Raw genomic sequence first — 19,685 nt, 5'->3', positions numbered from 1 at the left:
AGGTACAATATAACTATATTTCTTGTCTCTCCGACTAAGCAGGTCAGCCTATGTCTAAGATTATTCAAAACGATCCTTTTCAAGATCGAGAAGCTGAAAAATACGAGAATCCAATTCCAAGCCGTGAATTTATTCTGGAATTTTTTGAAAAAGCCGATGCACCGTTAAATCGTAATGACTTATTCGAAGCCCTAGGTTTATCTGGTGAAGATAGCTATGAAGGTTTACGTCGTCGTTTACGTGCAATGGAGCGTGACGGTCAGTTAGTATTTACTCGTCGTCAATGTTATGCACTGCCTGAACGCATCGAAATGTTAAAAGGTGTGGTATTAGGTCATCGTGATGGTTTCGGTTGGATTCGTCCAGAAGGTAGCCTAGGTAAAGATAACGATGTACTGCTTCCTTTCCACCAAATGAAGAAAGTGATTCATGGTGATGTGGTATTAGTGCAACCAACAGGAACGGATAAACGAGGCCGAAAAGAAGGCCGAGTGGTTCGTGTATTAGAGCCTCGTAACGAAGGTATTGTTGGTCGATTCTTTATTGAAGACGGTATGGGGTTTGTTGTTCCTGACGATTCTCGTATTAGTCAAGATATCTTCATTCCTAAAGAGCATAAAATGGGTGCCCGAATGGGTAACGTTGTTGTTATGGATATCACAGATCGTGGTAGCCGTGCTCGAGGTATGACAGGTAAAATTACAGAAGTTCTTGGTGAAAATATGGCGCCAGGAATGGAAATTGATATTGCACTTCGTACACATAATATTCCACACGTATGGCCAGCAGCGGTTGAAAAACAAGTTGAAGGGCTAGGTGAGGAAGTGCCAGAAGAAGCAAAAGAAGGCCGTGTCGATTTACGTGAATTACCATTGGTTACGATTGATGGTGAAGATGCACGAGATTTTGATGATGCCGTATTCTGTCAAGCTAAAGCTTCTGGTGGTTGGCGTTTATGGGTGGCGATTGCTGATGTAAGTTACTACGTTCGCCCTGATAACGCATTAGATAAAGAAGCGATTCAACGTGGTAATTCGGTTTACTTCCCTGCGCAAGTGGTTCCAATGTTGCCAGAGGTTCTCTCTAATGGACTATGTTCATTGAACCCACAAGTTGACCGTTTATGTATGGTGTGTGAGATGACTATCTCTGCATCAGGTAAACTTTCTGGCTACAAACATTATGAAGCGGTGATGAATTCACACGCTCGTCTTACTTACAATAAAGTAAGTGATATTCTTGATGGTGATGAAGAACTGACTCAGCGTTATGAGCCTTTAGTTCCACACTTAAAAGAGCTTCACAATATGTATCAGGTGCTAAAAACAGCACGTGAAGCGCGTGGAGCAATTGAGTTTGAAACCATTGAAACTAAATTTATCTTCAATGCGGATCGTAAGATTGACAGCATTGAGCCAGTGATCCGTAATGATGCACATAAGATCATCGAAGAGTGTATGATTTTAGCTAACATTGCATCGGCTACTTTTGTTGAAAAAGCCAAAGAGCCAGCTTTGTATCGTGTGCATGAATCTCCGGGTGAAGAACGCCTGCAAGGGTTCCGTGACTTCTTAGGAGAGCTAGGTTTAAGCCTATCTGGTGGATTAACACCATCACCAACGGATTACGGGCAATTGGTGCATGTGATTGCTGATCGCCCAGATAAAGAATTGATTCAAACTATGCTGCTACGCTCAATGAAGCAGGCGGTATATAACGCAGATAATGCTGGGCATTTTGGTTTGGCATTGAAACGTTACGCACACTTTACGTCACCAATTCGTCGTTACCCAGACTTATTACTGCACCGTGCAATTAAGTATCTTATTGCAAAAGAAAAAGGTCAGAATAACGATCGTTGGACACCAACAGGTGGTTACCATTATTCATTCGATGATATGGATGTATTTGGTGAGCAATGTTCAATGACAGAGCGCCGTGCTGACGATGCGACACGTGATGTATCTGATTGGCTGAAATGTGAATACATGCAAGATCATATCGGTGAAGAGCTTGAAGGTGTGATTGCTAATGTCACAGGCTTTGGTTTCTTTGTTCGATTAAACGATCTTCATATTGATGGTTTAGTTCATATTTCATCACTAGCTAATGACTACTACCAGTTTGATCCAGCTGGTCAGCGTTTGACAGGTGAAAGTTCTGGTCAAATTTTCCGTCTTGGCGATCAAGTTACGGTTAAAGTTGTTGCGGTAAACCTTGATGATCGTAATATCGATTTCGAGTGCACTAGCTCAATGCGTAAAGCTCGTGGACATGGTAAAACAGCAAAAGAAAATGCGAAAAAACGTGGTGCAAAAGAGCCACGTCGTGATCCTAATTTCAAGCCAAAGAAAAAAGGTGATAAGTCTGAACCTAAAGGTTTAGGTCAACTTGGCGAACGAAAATCTAAGGGTAAAAAAGGCAAGGTAAAATCAAAAGCGCAAGCGATGGTTGAACCAACAAAGCGCCCTGACGGCTCAACAGAAGGTGTGAAAGCTAAGAAAAAGCCGAAGCACAAGAAAAAAGTTAGAGCAAGAAAGCCAAAGGCAAATAAGTAATTTCGATAATGGGGCGGTTATAGCCCCATTTAGATAAACAAATAAGTAAAGAGAAAGAAGCGACAGCATGAGTAATGATTATATTTTTGGTATCCACGCAGCCAAAGCAGTACTAGAGCGTGATCCTGCCCGTTTTATTGAAGTATTTGTATTAAAAGGTCGTCAAGACGATCGCTTATTACCAATCTTGAATGAATTAACGCAGTTGGGTTTTAAGATTCAAGAACTGCCACGTAAAACGTTGGATGACAAAGCGAAAGGTGCCAATCACCAAGGAATTATTGCTCGTGTAACGCCAGCTAAGCAACTGAATGAACATGATCTTGATGATATTGTATCTCAAACAGAGAACCCATTACTGCTTGTTCTTGATGGTGTGACTGATCCTCACAATCTAGGTGCATGTTTACGTAATGCCGATGCGGCAGGTGTAGCTGCGGTTATCGTACCAAAAGATAAATCTGCATCAATGACAGCAACCGTAAGTAAAGTTGCGTGTGGTGCGGCTGAAACGGTTCCTTTAGTTCGTGTAACTAACCTAGCTCGTACAATGCGAGCATTACAAGAAAAGGGCGTATGGTTTGTTGGGACTGCTGGTGAGGCAACTCACGATGTATTCCAGTCTAAATTAACTGGTCCTTTAGCAATAGTTATGGGTGCTGAAGGGGATGGTATGCGTCGCTTAACACGTGAAACGTGTGATGACCTAATTAAAATCCCAATGGCTGGCTCTGTATCAAGTTTAAATGTTTCTGTAGCGTCTGGTATCTGTTTATTTGAAGCAGTACGCCAACGTGCGTTACAAGGCTAAATAAGTCGGTATTTAGGTGCTAATTGTCTGATTGGCATTATGAAATAAGCTCAAAAAAGAGGATGTTTTTTCATTCTCTTTTTTTCTTGGTAAAGACGAAAATATTTTTGTGATTTAAGTATCTTTTTCTTGCTACTAGCGCTGTTTTTATATACTATCTGCCGTCCTTAATTCTCGGTCTTTTTTTTAGTTCCTTGCTTCCCTTGGATGACCGAGCCGTTCGTGGAAGCTGAATAATCCGTAAGGAGCAACCAATGCGTCATTATGAAATCGTATTCATGGTGCATCCTGATCAAAGCGAGCAAGTTGCTGGCATGATCGAGCGTTACACTGGTTCAATCACTGAAGCTGGCGGTACTATCCACCGTCTAGAAGATTGGGGTCGTCGTCAAATGGCTTACCCAATCAACAAGCTGCACAAAGCACACTACGTTCTTATGAACGTTGAGTCTGAGCAAGCTGTTATTGATGAACTAGAAACTGCATTCCGTTACAACGATGCTGTTCTACGTAACATGATCATGCGTACAAAAGCTGCGATCACTGAGCCATCAGTAATGATGAAAGCTAAAGAAGAGCGTTCTGCTAAGCGTGAAGACGCTGCACCACGCGCTGAAGAAGCTGCTGCTGAGTAATTGATTTGATGACCAATCGATTGGAGTTAAGCGGTGTTATCGCAAAGGCTCCGGTTCGAAGTCTAAGTCCTGCGGGCATACCTCATTGTCATTTTGTCATTGAGCATCGTTCGATTAAACAGGAAGCTGACTTATCACGACAAGTCTATTGCAGAATGAACGTGGTAGTGAGTGGACAAGGGTCACAAGCTTTAACTGCAAATTTAGCTCAAGGCAGTAACGTTACGGTAGGTGGTTTTATCACATACCAGACAGGCCGAAATGGTGTGTCGAGAGTAGTGTTACATGCTGAGCATATTAAACTAATTTAGATCTGGAGATAGCCCATGGCTCGTTTCTTCCGTCGTCGTAAATTCTGCCGTTTTACTGCAGAAGGCGTACAAGAGATTGACTACAAAGACGTAGCAACTCTAAAAAACTACATCACTGAAGCTGGTAAAATCGTACCTAGCCGTATCACTGGTACTCGTGCTAAATACCAACGTCAGCTAGCTCGCGCTATCAAGCGTTCTCGTTACCTTGCACTTCTACCGTACACAGATAAGCATCTGTAAGTCGTTAGTTGTTTAATTAAGTTTATAGAGGACTAAGATAATGCAAGTTATTCTACTTGATAAAATCGGTAACCTAGGTAGCCTTGGCGACCAAGTTAACGTTAAAGCTGGTTACGCACGTAACTTCCTTATCCCACAAGGTAAGGCTGTTATGGCAACTAAAGCTAACGTAGAGATGTTTGAAACTCGTCGTGCTGAACTAGAAGCTAACGTTGCTAAGCAACTAGCTGCTGCTGAAGCTCGCGCTGAGAAAGTTAACGCTCTAGAAGTTACAATCGCATCAAAATCTGGTGACGAAGGTAAACTATTCGGTTCAATCGGTACTCGTGACATCGCTGAAGCTGCTACAGCTGCTGGCGTTGAAATCGCGAAAAGCGAAGTTCGTCTTCCTGAAGGCGCTCTACGTACAACTGGTTCTTTCGAAGTTAGCATCCAACTTCACTCTGAAGTATTTGCTACATTGAAATTAGAAGTTGTTGCTGCTGAGTAATCAATAGCCAACTTATGATTTAAAACGCTAGTCCTCGGACTGGCGTTTTTTTTATTTTTAAATATCTCCCACAGTTTCTACTTCCTCATCTTATTTTTTCTATCTTGAAAAAAGCTCAATTACAACTTGAGAAAAATTCATAATCAGAACCTTGACTTTGAACTCTATTGCATACATTCTGTAGACATATAGACGTCTAAATGATGTCTCATGGATGATGGAATTTTGTAGTATCCCCTTTTGATACTGCGGCAGGGAGAGCAAGACATGGCATATTCACACGCAAGCCACTTAGAGTCACTGAATCAAAATATTGCTGAATTAGACGGCAATATCAACGTATCTTTTGAGTTTTTTCCGCCAAGTTCAGAGAAAATGGAAGAAACACTATGGAACTCTATTCACCGTTTGAAAACACTAAAACCTAAATTTGTATCGGTAACTTATGGTGCAAACTCAGGTGAACGTGATCGTACCCACTCAATTATTAAAGAAATTAAAGAGCAAACCGGTCTTATTGCCGCGCCTCATCTAACGTGTATTGATGCGAGCCGCTCAGAGCTAATTGATATTGCTAACGATTATTGGGCAAATGGTATTAAAGACATTGTGGCTTTACGTGGTGATATTCCACCGGGTGGTGGGGCTCCTGAAATGTATGCTTCAGATTTAGTAGAGTTACTTAAGTCTCAACATGATTTTGATATTTCTGTTGCAGCTTTCCCAGAAGTACACCCAGAAGCGAAAAGTGCTCAAGCTGATTTACTGAATTTAAAACGCAAAGTAGATGCTGGTGCAAGCCGTGCGATTACTCAGTTCTTTTTTGATGTAGAGAGCTATTTACGTTTTCGTGATCGTTGCGTATCTGCTGGTATTGATGTGGAAATCATTCCAGGGATCTTACCAGTATCGAACTTTAAGCAAGCTTCCCGTTTTGCCAAAATGAACAATGTGAAGATTCCTGGTTGGATGGCACAACAGTTTGAAGGACTAGATGATGACCCTGTGACTCGTCAAATGGTTGGAGCAAGTCATGCGATTGATATGACTCGTATTTTGAGCCGTGAAGGTGTGAAAGATTTCCATTTCTATACGCTTAACCGTGCCGAGCATACTTACGCTCTCTGTCATACATTAGGCGTTCGTCCAAAATAGTTTCTAAAATTAATCATATCAAAGTCGCTCATGGTAGCGGCTTTTTTTGTTTTTGATGTCGATATCTTGAGATACAAAGAGAAAGTAAAAATAAAAAAGGCCACCGAAGTGACCTTTAATTAGGAAGGATGCTATTAATCTAAAATGGATTAACCTGTGTTGCGCATACCTGCAGCAATACCCGCTATAGTTACCATTAGCGCTTCTTCAAGCTCTGGTGACGTCTCTTCTTGTTGACGAGTACGGAACAGAAGCTCTGCTTGCAGCATGTTCAATGGGTCAACATAGATATTGCGTAAACGAATGGATTCAGAACCCCATGGGTCACGCTCCATTAAGTGATCATTGTTTTCTACGTTTAGTACCGCTTTGATATCAGCTTGTAGTTGATTACGCAGACGCTCGCCTAATGGCCATAGTGACTTATCAGTTAAGCGTTGATCGTAGTATTCTGACATTTGAGGGTTACATTTAGTGTAAACCATCTCCAACATACCAAGGCGTGTTGAGAAGAATGGCCATTCACGACACATCTCTTCTAATAATGCTTGGTGACCTTTATCAATTGAATATTGAATGGCTTCACCAGCACCTAACCATGCAGGAAGTACTAAGCGGTTTTGACTCCATGAGAAAATCCATGGAATAGCACGTAAACTTTCAACGCCACCATTTGGGTTACGTTTTGCTGGGCGAGAACCGAGGGGAAGTTTACCTAGCTCTAATTCTGGTGTTGCTGCACGGAAGTAAGGGACAAAGTCTTTTTCGCCACGAACGACGTTACGGTAAGCTTCACACGATACTTCTGATAGCACTTCCATTAGGTCGCGCCATTCTTGTTTTGGTTCTGGTGGTGGAAGAAGGTTCGCCTCAAGAATTGCACTTGCATATAAGTTAAAGCTGTTTACAGCCACTTCAGGAAGACCAAGTTTGAATCGGATCATCTCACCTTGCTCTGTTACTCGTAGGCCACCTTTTAAGCTCTTAGGTGGTTGAGATAAGAGTGCAGCGTGCGCTGGTGCACCGCCACGACCGATAGTACCGCCACGACCATGGAAAAGTGTCAGTTCGATGCTTTCTTTCTCACAGACTTCAACAAGCGCTTCCATTGCACTGTACTGAGCCCAACCAGCAGACATTACACCAGCGTCTTTAGCTGAATCTGAATAACCGATCATTACCATTTGATGGTTTTGGATAAATCCACGATACCAATCAATAGAGAATAGTTGTTCCATTACTTCTTTAGAGCGATTTAAATCGTCTAAAGTTTCGAATAATGGACACACATCCATACGGAATGGACAACCAGCTTCTTGAAGTAACAGATGAACAGCCAGTACGTCTGATGCAGTACGAGCCATTGAAATGACATAAGAGCCTAATGCTTCTTTAGATTGTTCTGCAACTACTTTACAAGTATCAATAACTTCTTGAACTTCTGGAGACGGTTCCCATTTGCGTGGAAGAAGAGGACGTTTTGAGCTTAGCTCATTAACAAGGAATGAAATTTTATCTTGTTCGCTCCATTGGTCATAATCACCAATGCCTAAGTAACGAGTCAGTTCAGACAATACATCCGAGTGACGGGTACTTTCTTGGCGGATATCCAAACGAACTAAGTGAGCACCAAATGCTTTTACTCGACGTAATGTATCGAGTAATGAACCATCAGCAATGATCCCCATACCACAAGCATGCAGTGATTGGTAACATGCATACAGCGGGTTCCAAAGTTGATCTGCATCGGTCAGGATTACTTTGTTTGGTGCTAGCTCACCTTTCATTTGCGCATCTAGGCTTTCAAGAGTATCGCCTAACAGTGTACGAAGCTGTTTTAGAATAGCTCGATAAGGTTCGTGTTGGTCGCCCGCCAACTCACGAACTTCATCAGTACATTTGACCATTGAAAGTTCGCTGATTAGCTCATTAATGTCTTTTAAGTAAAGATCGGCTGCTTTCCAACGAGAAAGGAGCATCACTTCACGAGTAATTTTGTGCGTTACAAATGGGTTACCATCACGGTCTCCACCCATCCAAGATGACATGTGGACTGGACGCGCATCGATTGGAAGTCCTTCACCTAAGTGGCCTTCTAGGCGTTGGTCGAATTCACGTAAAAACTCTGGAATACCTTGCCATAGAGAGTTTTCAACAACAGCAAAGCCCCATTTAGCTTCATCTAATGGTGTTGGACGTTCTTGACGAATAACATCTGAGTGCCATGCTTGAGCAATCAGTTGCTCTAGACGACGTTCTGTTTTATCTCGTTCTGAAAAAGAGATATCACCAAGCTCAAGTTTTGATAAACATTCGTTGATTTTAACCAACTTGTTGATCATGGTGCGACGTGCGATTTCAGTAGGGTGTGCAGTAAGAACCAATTCGATATTTAATTCACGAACGGCTTGTGCTGTATCTAGCTTACTTACGTTACTTTGGCTTAGTTTTGAGAATAAGGTACTAATAGCATCAGGTTCACATACATGTGCTTCACAATGGCGTGAGATAGTATGATATTGTTCTGCCATATTGGTAAGGTTTAGAAATTGGCTGAATGCTCGAGCAACAGGTGTTAGTTGATCGTCTGGAAGGCTTTTAATTTCTTCAATCAGTGCATTGCGGTCTTCGTCGCTTCCTGCGCGCGCTGTTTTAGACAGCTTACGAATGGTTTCAACTTTTGCTAATAGCTCTTCACCATGTGCGTCTCGAATCGTGTTACCAAGCAGGTGACCCAACATGCTGACATTGCTTTTTAAAGCAGCGTACTTTTCATTCATACATACTTCCTATACTTGTAATTTTGTTACATCCTGATTTTTTACTGCCTTCAATCTATCCGAATTTAAGGCTACTCGTCAAATATTGGTGAATATTTGTTGGTTTTTTGAACGCTAATTTGCCGTAGATCATCGAACCTTACTTTTCATATTGACGAATTTTGTAAATTTATTTCAGCTTAAAAACAGTGTTTGTACATTAATTTGCTTAATACACTGATGGTTGGGTCTATAAAAGAAAAAGCTAAATACTCATCAGGTTGGTGAGCTTGTTCAATAGAGCCGGGGCCAAGTACTAATGTAGGACAAAGATCTTGTAAAAAAGGCGCTTCAGTACAGTAGTTCACGGTTTCTACATCTTGCCCACAAATGTCAGCAGTGCTCGTTACTATCGGACTATCGGCGCTACATTCATAACCAGGAATAGGTTCATGAAGTGGGGTAATATCAATACGTCCAGGCCATTTTGCTTCAACCTCTTTTAGAGCATCACGAAGCATATTATCAAGACCATCTAAGCTGATCCCCGGCAATGGACGAACATCATAATGCAGTTCACAACAGCCACAAATACGGTTTGGGCTGTCCCCTCCATGAATATGACCAAGATTAAGTGTCGGGTAAGGAATAGAGAAACCAGGGTTATGATATTCCTTAACTAATTTATTTTTTAATGTCATGAGTGCGAACATGATCTCGTTCATGATCTCTAAGGCATTTACACCATGAGCGGGATCGGAAGAGTGTCCAGATTTACCTGTTACTCGAATGGCATTAGCGACATGTCCTTTATGTCCACGGATCGGTTTTAGGCTGGTTGGCTCACCGATAATGCAATAATCAGGTTGAATTTTAGTATTTGATGCAAAGTGACGAGCACCAAGCATGGTGGTTTCTTCATCACAAGTTGCCAGAATATAGAGAGGTTTAGACTGATCTTTCCAATTAATGTTTTTAATGGCTTCTAGAATAAAAGCAAAGAAACCTTTCATGTCTGCGGTGCCTAATCCATAAAATCGATCGTTAGCTTCAGTTAAAGCGTGTGGTTCATAATTCCAACGGCCTTCATCGTATGGGACTGTATCGGTATGACCTGCTAATAATAACCCACCTTCACCAGACCCTAATTTTGCCAATAGATTGAGTTTACCTTTTTCAATTTCTTCAATCTCAACTTCACACCCAAGATCTTCGCACCATTGTGCAAGTTTATTTATGACTTCTGCATTGCCTTCATCCCAACTTGAGTCGGTCGAGCTTATTGAAGAGGTTGAAATGAGCTGTTGATAATAATCTTTAAATTCCGGAAATTTCATTTATTCATACATCCACTGTTGACACAAAAGAGAGAATTCTGTAAAACACATATTAAATCACATTAAGTGAATAAAAATACAATTTAGTTGAGTTTGAGTGAATAACTAAATTGAGAGAAGGAAAGGATACCTTCAATATGGGCAACACTCACGTTACCCTGAATGGCTTTTCCCTTCAATAAGATTTAAGAGATAAAAGGGACTAATTATGTTGAAAACAGCCATTATTGGAGCGAGTGGATACACAGGAGCGGAATTAGCTCTGATGGTATTTAAGCATCCACACCTTTCTTTATCGGGTTTATATGTTTCAGAAAACAGTCTAGATAAAGGAAAGGCGATCAGTGAATTGCATGGTTCATTAAAAGGAATTGTTGATGAAGCATTACAGCCATTAGTTAATGTGAATCAAGTTGCTAAAGAGTGTGATGTTGTTTTATTAGCGACTGCTCATGAAGTTAGTCATAACTTAGCCACAACATTTTTAGAAAATGGTTGTGTAGTGTTTGATTTATCTGGTGCCTTTCGTGTGAAAAAAGAAGGCTTTTACAGTGAGTTCTATGGTTTTGAGCATCAATATGAAGCGTGGCTAGATAAAGCCGTTTATGGTTTAGCTGAGTGGAATGCTGAAGCCATAGCAAAAGCACAATTGGTTGCTGTTCCTGGCTGTTATCCGACTGCGTCACAATTAGCACTAAAACCGTTAGTTAAATCTGAATTATTAGATAAGAATCAATGGCCTGTTATAAATGCAACCAGTGGGGTAACAGGGGCAGGACGTAAGGCAAGTTTAACCAGTTCTTTCTGTGAAGTGAGCTTACAGCCTTACGGAGTGTTCAATCATCGCCATCAACCCGAAATTGCAGCTCATTTAGGTTGTGATGTAATTTTCACTCCTCATCTAGGTAATTTTAAGCGTGGTATTTTAGCGACGATTACGACTAAATTAGCGAAAGGCGTGACAGAAAAAGAAATCCAAGAGGCGTTTGAAACGGCTTATACCCAAACGCCAGCGGTGCGTTTATTAGGTAATGAAATGCCAAAGATTCTTTCGGTAGAGAAAACTCCTTTTTGCGATATTGGATGGAAAGTGCAAGGAGAGCATTTAATCGTTGTTTCTGCGATTGATAACTTGTTGAAAGGTGCATCAAGTCAAGCAATGCAATGCATTAATATTCGTTTTGGTTTTCCGGTATTAACTGCATTGATTTAAGGAAGAATAATAAATATGAATCAACGTCCATTGGTTATAAAGCTTGGTGGAGCAGTATTGTCTTCAATCGATACGCTCACGCTGTTATTTAAAACAATTTCAAATTATCAACAGCAAGCCAAGCGTTCTCTTATTATTGTTCATGGTGGTGGCTATCTTGTTGATGAGCTTATGGCAAAGCTTCAATTAGAAACAATAAAAAAAGAGGGGTTACGAGTTACTCCAAAAGATCAGATTGGCTATATCACAGGTGCGTTGGCTGGAACGGCAAATAAAATGCTACAGGGCCAAGCCATGAAAAATAACGTTAAGGCAATGGGCTTAAGTTTGGCTGATGGTGGTTTGTGTCAGATCACTCAATTAAACCCTGAATTAGGTAATGTAGGCTTAGCAACGGCTGGTGATGCAAAGGTATTAGAGGCGATTTTAGCGACTCAAGTAACGCCCATTATTAGCTCTATCGGTATTACGAATGATGGTGAATTAATGAATGTAAATGCTGATCAAGCTGCGGTTGCAGTAGCAACAGCATTGGATGCTGATTTGGTTCTATTGTCAGACGTTCCCGGAGTGCTAGATGCAGAAAAACAGTTGATTAAGAGTTTGGACTCAGCGCAAGCTGAAATGTTAATTCACCAAGCTGTTATTACCGATGGCATGATAGTTAAAGTGCGTGCAGCGTTGGATGCTGCTCAAGAATTAGGGCGAGCAATAGAAGTGGCTTCATGGCGCTCACCAGAAAAATTAGCTGAGTTGTTTATTGGAAACAGCATTGGCACACAATTTCAGCCTCAATAGGCAATGTAATTTTAAGAATATAGTCGCCGCGAGTTGTGCGGTTCAAGGAGAATAGAATGAGTAAGAAAGTAGAAGTAAACAAGGTTGTTGTCGCATACTCTGGTGGCTTAGATACCTCTGTGATCATCCCATGGTTAAAAGAGAATTATAACTGTGAAGTGATTGCTTTTGTTGCGGATGTTGGTCAAGGCGAAGAAGAACTTGAAGGTATTGAAGCGAAGGCAATTGCATCGGGGGCGACTGAGTGTTACATCGCTGATTTAAAAGAAGAAATGGTTTCTGAGTATATTTTCCCAACGCTAAAAACAGGCGCGTTGTATGAAGGTAAATATTTACTAGGAACGTCAATGGCACGTCCTATCATTGCTAAAGCACAAGTTGAAGTGGCTCGTAATGTGGGTGCAGATGCGCTTTGTCATGGTTGTACTGGTAAAGGTAATGACCAGATTCGTTTTGAAGGTGCGTTTGCTGCGCTAGCTCCAGATCTTCATGTTATTGCTCCATGGCGTGAGTGGGATCTTGTGAGTCGTGAAGAGTGCTTAGATTATTTGGCTGAGCGTAATATCCCTTGTACCGCTTCTCTTACTAAGATCTATTCTCGTGATGCTAATGCATGGCATATCTCAACTGAAGGTGGTGTTTTAGAAGAAACATGGAATGCACCAAATGACGATTGTTGGGCATGGACTGTTGATCCTGAGCAAGCACCAAATGAATCAGAAACGATCTCATTAAAAGTAGAAAAGGGTGCGGTTGTTGCGGTTGATGGTAAAGCGATGACACCTTATGAAGTAGTTGTATACCTAAATGAGAAAGGGGCAAAACATGGTGTTGGTCGTATTGATATCGTTGAAAACCGTTTGGTAGGAATGAAGTCTCGTGGTTGTTATGAAACTCCAGGGGGCACAATCATTAACGAAGCATTGCGTGCAGTTGAACAACTTGTTTTAGATAAAACGTCATTTGAATTCCGCGAAGAGCTAGGCATTAAAGCCTCTCATCTTGTTTATGATGGTCGTTGGTTTACACCGTTATGTAAGTCTATCTTAGCGGCATCTGAAGAGCTGGCAAAAGACGTGAATGGCGAGGTCGTTATTAAGTTGTATAAAGGCCATGCGACGGTAATTCAAAAGCGTTCTGATAACAGTTTATATTCAGAAGAGTTTGCTACTTTTGGTGCTGATGAAGTGTATGACCAAAGTCATGCAGAAGGCTTTATTCGTCTTTACTCGTTATCAAGTCGTATTCGTGCGCTAAATAGCAAATAAGTAATGCGTATTACTTATTAAGAATAAGATTTAAACAATTTGTTTTACACTATGTCGAAGCTCGTTTTATATAAACGGGCTTCGATTTTTTGTATGTAACGGTGAATATCAAGCCAATAACCAATTATATTGATTAATGTAATTCGACTTTAATGGGATTGGTTTGAATAAATATGTAAAAATAATGAATTTTTTCTTTATTTTTATCTGTAATTACCGTAAGTTAAAACCATCAAGAAAAATACTGAGTTTAATCAGAACAAAAGCAGTGAGCATTGTGCATTTAGGAGAGACAGCATGGCATTATGGGGCGGACGTTTTAGTCAAGCAGCAGACACCAGATTCAAACAGTTTAACGATTCACTTCGTATTGATTACCGCCTTGCAGAACAAGATATTGTTGGTTCGATTGCATGGTCTAAAGCATTGCTTTCAGTAGGTGTTATTACCGAACTTGAGCAGCAAAAGCTTGAATTAGCACTGAATGAATTAAAATTAGAAGTAATGGAAGATCCTGAACAGATCTTATTGTCTGATGCTGAAGATATTCACAGTTGGGTAGAAACTCAATTGATTGGTAAAGTCGGTGACTTAGGTAAAAAACTCCATACTGGCCGTTCTCGTAATGACCAAGTAGCAACAGATTTAAAGCTTTGGTGTCGCCAACAAGGGCATCAACTACTGCGTACACTTGATCAACTTCTTAATCAATTAGTAAACGTAGCAAGTGAGCATCAAGCGACAGTGCTTCCGGGTTATACGCACTTACAACGAGCACAGCCTGTGACTTTTGCTCATTGGTGTTTAGCTTATGTTGAGATGATTGAGCGTGATTATTCTCGTCTTGAAGATGCAATTAATCGTTTAGATACTTGTCCGTTAGGCTCTGGAGCTCTTGCTGGTACTGCTTATCCTATGGATCGTGAAAAGCTGGCTCGTAACCTTGGATTCCAACGTGCAACACGTAATAGTTTAGATTCGGTATCTGATCGTGATCATGTCATGGAACTCATGTCGATCGCTTCCATTTCAATGTTGCATCTTTCTCGTCTTGCTGAAGACATGATTTTCTACAATTCAGGTGAATCTAATTTCATCGAATTGGCTGATACCGTGACGTCAGGCTCATCACTTATGCCGCAGAAGAAAAACCCAGATGCATTGGAGTTGATCCGTGGTAAGTGTGGACGTGTATATGGTGCAATGGCTGGCATGATGATGACTGTGAAGGCATTGCCACTGGCTTACAACAAAGACATGCAAGAAGACAAAGAAGGCTTATTTGATGCCTTGGATAGCTGGTCTGATTGTATTGAAATGGCTGCGTTGTGCTTTGAAGGTATTAAGATTAATGGGGAACGTACGCTTGAAGCAGCAAAACAAGGGTATGCAAACTCAACAGAACTGGCTGATTACTTGGTAGCGAAAGGCATTCCATTCCGTGAAGCTCACCATATTGTTGGTGTTGCCGTTGTCGGTGCGATTGAAAAAGGCTGTGCATTAGAAGAACTTTCTCTTGCTGAACTGAAAGCGTTCTCTGAAGTGATTGAAGACGATGTGTATGAAATCCTCACCATTGAATCTTGCCTTGCAAAACGTTGTGCATTAGGTGGCGTTGCTCCTGAGCAAGTTGCGTATGCCGTTGAGCAAGCAGGTAAACGTCTACAAGAGCGTGATAATGCTGGTGTGAAGGTTCGTCCAGCTCGTTTAACTGATTTAGATGCACTGGAAGGTATGGTTGCATACTGGGCTGGGCTTGGTGAAAACTTACCGCGTAATCGTAATGAATTAGTACGTGATATTGGCTCATTTGCTGTGGCAGAGCATCATGGAGAAGTGACAGGCTGTGCCTCTTTGTATGTGTATGACTCAGGACTTGCAGAAATTCGTTCATTAGGTGTTGAAGCTGGGTGGCAGAGTCAAGGTCAAGGTAAAGCCATTGTTCAGCATTTAGTTGAAAAAGCACGTGAGATGGCGATTAAGAAAGTTTTTGTATTAACTCGTGTTCCAGAGTTCTTTATGAAACAAGACTTTATTCCTACCTCTCGTTCATTGTTGCCAGAAAAGGTGCTGAAAGACTGTGATCAATGTCCACGTCAACATGCGTGTGATGAGGTTGCACTAGAAGTGAATCTACAAGAGCAAGTGATCATTAAAAGCAGTGTAGCTTAGTTTATATTGCAAATATTTATGCGATTGAGTTAACTAAATAAGCGTAATAAAAAAGAAAAAGTGGTGAACTTTTTAATTAAGTATTAGTCTTATTAATACTGCTTTTTCTTAGAAAGATTCTAAGAGGCCCAATACTTATATGGTATTGGGGCTTTATTTTATCTGCTCACTTGTTGTTATTGGTATTATTCAAACGGTAATAAGCCATAGCGATAAGATGTAAAACAAGTAAGCCAGTAAAGGCTGAACTCACCATAAATATGGCGATAGCTTCTATTTTATATGGCGTCATTTGAAAGAACTCCAACCAAGTCAACCATCCCCCAATAGAAAGAAATGTCAGTTGTTTCATACAACGCGTACAGCGACCTAGTTTTTGTTTGAAAATGTCTGAGCGACAAGTTTTACATGTCATGTATTGAGTTCTTTGATTGGTAAGCGAGTGGAGAGAACTTTAAATGCAAAAAGACCAATGCGCAAACATTGGTCTTTTTATTTTTTGTGACTTTTTAATCTGATTAACAGCCCGGACCACAATCCATGCAGTGTTTGATCATTTCAGGGCCTAAATGTAATTTCGCATTTAAATCACGAAGAGCAGTACGAACCCCTTCTTCGATTACTGGGTGATAGAAAGGCATATCTAGCATTTCTGACACTGTCATCTTGTTTTGGTGTGCCCAAGCTAACAAGTGAGCTAAATGTTCTGCATTTGGTCCCATCATTTCAGCACCAAGGAAGCGACCTGTACCTTGCTCACCGTATACATGAAGAATGCCTTTATTACGTAGCATTACTCGTGAGCGGCCTTGGTTTTCAAAAGACACTTCACCCGTCGCGAAACAACCACAAGTACCTAAGCGTGTTGTGATCTCTTTATAAGTTTCACCAACCATTGCAATTTGTGGGTCAGAGAATACCGCTGAGATTTTTGAGCGACGAAGGCCTGCACGGATCTCAGGGAAGCGACCTGCATTATCACCAGCAATACGAGCTTGGTCTGCAGCTTCGTGTAATAACGGCAATTGGTTACTTGCATCACCAGCAATAAATACCGTTGGTAGTGATGTTTGTAGGGTATAGAAATCTGCTGTTGGTACACCACGTTCATCTAATTCAATTGATGTATTTTCTAAGCCCAGTTTATCGGTATTTGGACGACGTCCTGTTGCTGCTAATACATACTCAACAATATTAGTTTCTAGCTCACCTTGTTTGTTGATGAATTGAATTTCAACGCGATCTTCACCTGATTCGGTGGTAATACGCTTCATGCTTTCAACTTTTACGTCTGCATCAAGATAAAACTCTTCATTGAACGCTTTGTTTGCATACGCCATTACTTCTGGGTCAGTAACAGGACCTACTTGACCACCTAAGCCAAACAGTTTGGTTTCAACACCTAAACGGTGAAGAGCTTGACCAAGTTCAAGACCAATAACACCAGGGCCAAATACGGCAACTGATTTTGGAAGGTCATCCCAGTTAAATACGTCATCATTAATGATTAAACGATCACCAAGTTCATTCCAAACCGCTGGATAAGCAGGGCGAGAACCAGTAGCGATAACAATGCGTTTTGCATTAATGATCGTGTGATCATCAACTTGAAGCGTATTGTCATCTAAAAATTTTGCATAGCCAGAGATTTTATCTTCAGCCGGAATTTCATCAACGCCTTCTAAAACAAACCCAACAAAACGGTCACGCTCAAACTTAACGCGTTCCATTACTTCACGGCCATTAATTACGATTTCACCTTGAGGGTGGATACCAAATTTAGGTGCTTTTTCAATTTGGTGAACGCTTTCTGCAGCAGCAATTAATAGCTTAGATGGCATACAACCAACGCGAGCACAAGTGGTACCATAAGGGCCGCCTTCGATCATGACAACACTGTCAGTATGTGCTTTTGCTGCACGGTAAGAGCCTAAACCTGCTGTACCACCACCGATAACAGCTACATCAACATTGACTTGTTTCATAATTCATATCTCACGTAGATTTATTTTAGAAGAAGAGTTTGAAATGGTAGCCCACGGTTTGTGGGCTACTTTTCATTAACGGTTAAGTTAACGATTAAGCTAGGAAAGCTTCTAGTTCTTCGCTACCACCGATGTGTTTACCACCGATGAATACTTGAGGAACCGTAGTGCGACCAGTGATAGCTCGTAGACTTACTGTAGTTGCATCTTTACCTAGTACCACTTCTTCGTAGTTTAGGCCTTTGTCGATTAGGTTTTGTTTCGCTTTCATACAGAAAGGACAACCTGGTTTTGTGAATACTGTAATTGACTCTTGTTCTTTATGTTCAGGAGCAAGGTAGTTCAGCATAGTATCTGCATCAGATACTTTGAACGGGTCGCCTGGTACGTCTTCTTCGATGAACATTTTTTCAACTACGCCATTTTTAACTAGCATGCTGTAACGCCATGAACGTTTACCAAAACCAAGGTCGTTTTTCTCAACTAGCATACCCATGCCGTCTGTGAATTCACCATTACCATCAGGGATGAAAGTGATGTTTTCTGCTTCTTGGTCTGCTTTCCATGCGTTCATTACGAAAGTATCGTTTACTGATACACATAGGATGTCATCAACGCCGTTCTCTTTAAATACAGAGTGTAACTCGTTGTAGCGAGGTAGGTGGCTTGAAGAACATGTTGGTGTAAAAGCACCTGGAAGACTGAATACGATAACTGTTTTGTCTTTAAATAGTTCTTCTGTTGTTACGTTAACCCAAGCATCACCTTGACGAGTAGGGAAAGTTACTTGAGGAACTGATTGACCTTCTTTAGATGTAAACATAATGATGTCCTTTAATTTAAATAATTTTGAATTTCTTTTTCGGGGTCTGCCCGTTTGATGTAGCTATTATGCAAAAGCTGACTTGATAGTTCTAATCGTTTGGTGTTATCGTTTCAATCGTTAAAATCTATCAATCAATATTTGATAATAAAGTGATAAAGCTTACGGGAGTTTAATACATGAATATCCGAGATTTTGAGTACTTGGTCGCACTTGCTGAGCATAAACACTTTCGTAAAGCGGCAGAATCTTGTTTTGTTAGTCAGCCTACATTAAGTGGACAAATCAAGAAGTTAGAAGATGAAGTTGGTTTGGCTTTATTAGAGAGAACCAGTCGCAAAGTCTTGTTCACTGAGGCTGGGTTACAGCTAGTCGAGCAAGCGAAAAAGATTTTACTTGAAGTAAAACGCTTTTCTGAACTTGCCAATCAACAAGGTAAGGAAATGACAGGTCCGTTGCATTTAGGGTTTATACCTACCGTCGGACCTTATATGTTGCCATGGATTGTTCCAACATTGAAAGCACAGTTCCCAGATTTAAATTTATACCTTCATGAAGCGCAGACACATCAATTAGTGAAGATGCTAGAAGAGGGGAAAATTGACTGCATGATTTTGGCTTCTGTTGAAGAGACTAATATGTTTATCGAGGTTCCTGTTTACGATGAGCCTATGGTACTGGCTGTACCTAAAGATCATAAATGGGCAACAGAAGTGTCGATTGATATGTCTCGGTTGAGTGGTGAATCGGTTCTTATGTTAGGAGATGGTCACTGCTTACGAGATCAAGCCTTAGGTTTTTGTTTTGCTGCAGGGGCTAAAGATGATGATCATTTTAAAGCAACCAGTTTAGAAACGTTACGTAATATGGTCGCTGCCGGCGGGGGGATTACATTAATGCCATACTTGTCGGTACCAAAAGAAAAAGAGCGTGATGGTGTATGTTATTTACCTGCTCAAGATCCTGTCCCTCATCGTCAGATCGTTTTAGCTTATCGCCCTGGTTCACCACTAAGAGCGCGATATGAGTCACTAGCTAAAGAGATTGAGAATAAAATGTCGAATGTTATTCGTGGCTAAATTAAGCTTATAAAAAAGGCACGCTAGATATGTAGCGTGCCTTTTTAT

At 40.9% G+C, this 19,685-nt stretch carries 17 protein-coding genes; 12 read left to right on the top strand and 5 right to left on the bottom strand.

All coding sequences use genetic code 11. The features are described 5' to 3' along the window. Positions 1-50 precede the first annotated feature (50 nt). From rnr to metF, 7 genes are all read left to right on the top strand, one after another. Positions 51-2,558 carry a ribonuclease R gene (gene rnr, locus AAFX60_012535; GenBank protein XDF77463.1) on the top strand — a complete coding sequence of 836 codons (2,508 nt, stop codon included), beginning with the start codon at positions 51-53 and terminating at the stop codon, positions 2,556-2,558. Positions 2,559-2,625: 67 nt separating this feature from the next. Further along, on the top strand, positions 2,626-3,369 hold the full coding sequence (gene rlmB, locus AAFX60_012530; protein XDF77462.1) for a 23S rRNA (guanosine(2251)-2'-O)-methyltransferase RlmB: 744 nt from the start codon (positions 2,626-2,628) through the stop codon (positions 3,367-3,369). Between the two features lie 254 nt (positions 3,370-3,623). Then, the gene (gene rpsF / locus AAFX60_012525) at positions 3,624-4,004 is read left to right on the top strand and encodes a 30S ribosomal protein S6 (GenBank protein ID XDF77461.1); all 381 of its coding nucleotides are present in this window, start codon (positions 3,624-3,626) and stop codon (positions 4,002-4,004) included. 8 nt (positions 4,005-4,012) lie between these two features. Then, positions 4,013-4,315, top strand: a complete 303-nt coding sequence (gene priB / locus AAFX60_012520) for a primosomal replication protein N (protein ID XDF77460.1) — start codon at positions 4,013-4,015, stop codon at positions 4,313-4,315. Positions 4,316-4,330: 15 nt separating this feature from the next. Then, on the top strand, positions 4,331-4,558 hold the full coding sequence (rpsR, locus tag AAFX60_012515) for a 30S ribosomal protein S18 (protein XDF77459.1): 228 nt from the start codon (positions 4,331-4,333) through the stop codon (positions 4,556-4,558). Between the two features lie 40 nt (positions 4,559-4,598). Beyond that, positions 4,599-5,048, top strand: coding sequence for a 50S ribosomal protein L9 (gene rplI, locus AAFX60_012510; protein ID XDF77458.1), 450 nt, complete (start codon positions 4,599-4,601; stop codon positions 5,046-5,048). A 267-nt stretch (positions 5,049-5,315) separates the two neighbouring features. Then, positions 5,316-6,203, top strand: coding sequence for a methylenetetrahydrofolate reductase (gene metF / locus AAFX60_012505; GenBank protein ID XDF77457.1), 888 nt, complete (start codon positions 5,316-5,318; stop codon positions 6,201-6,203). Between the two features lie 149 nt (positions 6,204-6,352). On the opposite strand, the gene ppc is transcribed toward metF, so the two are convergent. Then, on the bottom strand, positions 6,353-8,983 hold the full coding sequence (gene ppc / locus AAFX60_012500; GenBank protein ID XDF77456.1) for a phosphoenolpyruvate carboxylase: 2,631 nt from the start codon (positions 8,981-8,983) through the stop codon (positions 6,353-6,355). Positions 8,984-9,162: 179 nt separating this feature from the next. After that, complete coding sequence (gene argE, locus AAFX60_012495) at positions 9,163-10,299, bottom strand: acetylornithine deacetylase (GenBank protein ID XDF77455.1); 1,137 nt, start codon at positions 10,297-10,299, stop codon at positions 9,163-9,165. Between the two features lie 208 nt (positions 10,300-10,507). Here argE and argC point away from each other — a divergent pair, with 208 nt between their 5' ends. The 4 genes from argC to argH all read left to right on the top strand — a co-directional run bounded on the left by argC (position 10,508) and on the right by argH (position 15,750). Next, positions 10,508-11,512 carry an N-acetyl-gamma-glutamyl-phosphate reductase gene (gene argC, locus AAFX60_012490; protein ID XDF77454.1) on the top strand — a complete coding sequence of 335 codons (1,005 nt, stop codon included), beginning with the start codon at positions 10,508-10,510 and terminating at the stop codon, positions 11,510-11,512. Positions 11,513-11,527: 15 nt separating this feature from the next. Beyond that, positions 11,528-12,310: an acetylglutamate kinase gene (argB, locus tag AAFX60_012485; protein ID XDF77453.1), complete on the top strand. Its 783-nt coding sequence runs from the start codon at positions 11,528-11,530 to the stop codon at positions 12,308-12,310. Between the two features lie 56 nt (positions 12,311-12,366). Then, complete coding sequence (locus tag AAFX60_012480; protein ID XDF77452.1) at positions 12,367-13,578, top strand: argininosuccinate synthase; 1,212 nt, start codon at positions 12,367-12,369, stop codon at positions 13,576-13,578. A 297-nt stretch (positions 13,579-13,875) separates the two neighbouring features. Beyond that, positions 13,876-15,750 (top strand): argininosuccinate lyase, encoded by a 1,875-nt coding sequence (gene argH, locus AAFX60_012475; GenBank protein ID XDF77451.1) that lies wholly within the window; start codon positions 13,876-13,878, stop codon positions 15,748-15,750. A gap of 166 nt (positions 15,751-15,916) precedes the next feature. Here the strand turns inward: argH and AAFX60_012470 are convergent, their stop codons facing one another. The 3 genes from AAFX60_012470 to AAFX60_012460 form a co-directional block, all read right to left on the bottom strand. Further along, positions 15,917-16,165, bottom strand: coding sequence for a DUF3624 domain-containing protein (locus AAFX60_012470; protein XDF77450.1), 249 nt, complete (start codon positions 16,163-16,165; stop codon positions 15,917-15,919). Positions 16,166-16,268: 103 nt separating this feature from the next. After that, a complete protein-coding gene (locus AAFX60_012465) occupies positions 16,269-17,735 on the bottom strand; it encodes a dihydrolipoyl dehydrogenase (protein XDF77449.1) in 1,467 nt (488 codons plus the stop codon). Positions 17,736-17,829: 94 nt separating this feature from the next. Then, complete coding sequence (locus AAFX60_012460; GenBank protein ID XDF77448.1) at positions 17,830-18,558, bottom strand: redoxin family protein; 729 nt, start codon at positions 18,556-18,558, stop codon at positions 17,830-17,832. 179 nt (positions 18,559-18,737) lie between these two features. Between AAFX60_012460 and oxyR the strand changes: the two genes are divergently transcribed. After that, entirely contained in the window at positions 18,738-19,637 is a 900-nt protein-coding gene (gene oxyR / locus AAFX60_012455) for a DNA-binding transcriptional regulator OxyR (protein ID XDF77447.1), read from the top strand. The last annotated feature ends 48 nt before the right edge of the window (positions 19,638-19,685 follow it).

The organism is Aliivibrio fischeri (assembly GCA_038993745.2).
GTDB classification, from domain to species: Bacteria; Pseudomonadota; Gammaproteobacteria; order Enterobacterales; family Vibrionaceae; genus Aliivibrio; species Aliivibrio fischeri_B.
The sequence above is the reverse complement of the archived record's forward strand: the minus strand, read 5'-3'. Positions and strand labels throughout refer to the sequence as shown.

Bases quoted from the DNA above. Each gene is read 5' to 3' on its own strand.
- priB (XDF77460.1), top strand. From the start codon at position 4,013: ATGACCAATCGATTGGAGTTAAGCGGTGTTATCGCAAAGGCTCCGGTT.
- argE (XDF77455.1), bottom strand. From the start codon at position 10,299: ATGAAATTTCCGGAATTTAAAGATTATTATCAACAGCTCATTTCAACC.
- rnr (XDF77463.1), top strand. From the start codon at position 51: ATGTCTAAGATTATTCAAAACGATCCTTTTCAAGATCGAGAAGCTGAA.
- rplI (XDF77458.1), top strand. From the start codon at position 4,599: ATGCAAGTTATTCTACTTGATAAAATCGGTAACCTAGGTAGCCTTGGC.
- rpsF (XDF77461.1), top strand. From the start codon at position 3,624: ATGCGTCATTATGAAATCGTATTCATGGTGCATCCTGATCAAAGCGAG.
- argH (XDF77451.1), top strand. From the start codon at position 13,876: ATGGCATTATGGGGCGGACGTTTTAGTCAAGCAGCAGACACCAGATTC.
- AAFX60_012465 (XDF77449.1), bottom strand. From the start codon at position 17,735: ATGAAACAAGTCAATGTTGATGTAGCTGTTATCGGTGGTGGTACAGCA.
- argB (XDF77453.1), top strand. From the start codon at position 11,528: ATGAATCAACGTCCATTGGTTATAAAGCTTGGTGGAGCAGTATTGTCT.
- oxyR (XDF77447.1), top strand. From the start codon at position 18,738: ATGAATATCCGAGATTTTGAGTACTTGGTCGCACTTGCTGAGCATAAA.
- ppc (XDF77456.1), bottom strand. From the start codon at position 8,983: ATGAATGAAAAGTACGCTGCTTTAAAAAGCAATGTCAGCATGTTGGGT.
- metF (XDF77457.1), top strand. From the start codon at position 5,316: ATGGCATATTCACACGCAAGCCACTTAGAGTCACTGAATCAAAATATT.
- rlmB (XDF77462.1), top strand. From the start codon at position 2,626: ATGAGTAATGATTATATTTTTGGTATCCACGCAGCCAAAGCAGTACTA.
- rpsR (XDF77459.1), top strand. From the start codon at position 4,331: ATGGCTCGTTTCTTCCGTCGTCGTAAATTCTGCCGTTTTACTGCAGAA.
- AAFX60_012460 (XDF77448.1), bottom strand. From the start codon at position 18,558: ATGTTTACATCTAAAGAAGGTCAATCAGTTCCTCAAGTAACTTTCCCT.
- argC (XDF77454.1), top strand. From the start codon at position 10,508: ATGTTGAAAACAGCCATTATTGGAGCGAGTGGATACACAGGAGCGGAA.
- AAFX60_012480 (XDF77452.1), top strand. From the start codon at position 12,367: ATGAGTAAGAAAGTAGAAGTAAACAAGGTTGTTGTCGCATACTCTGGT.
- AAFX60_012470 (XDF77450.1), bottom strand. From the start codon at position 16,165: ATGACATGTAAAACTTGTCGCTCAGACATTTTCAAACAAAAACTAGGT.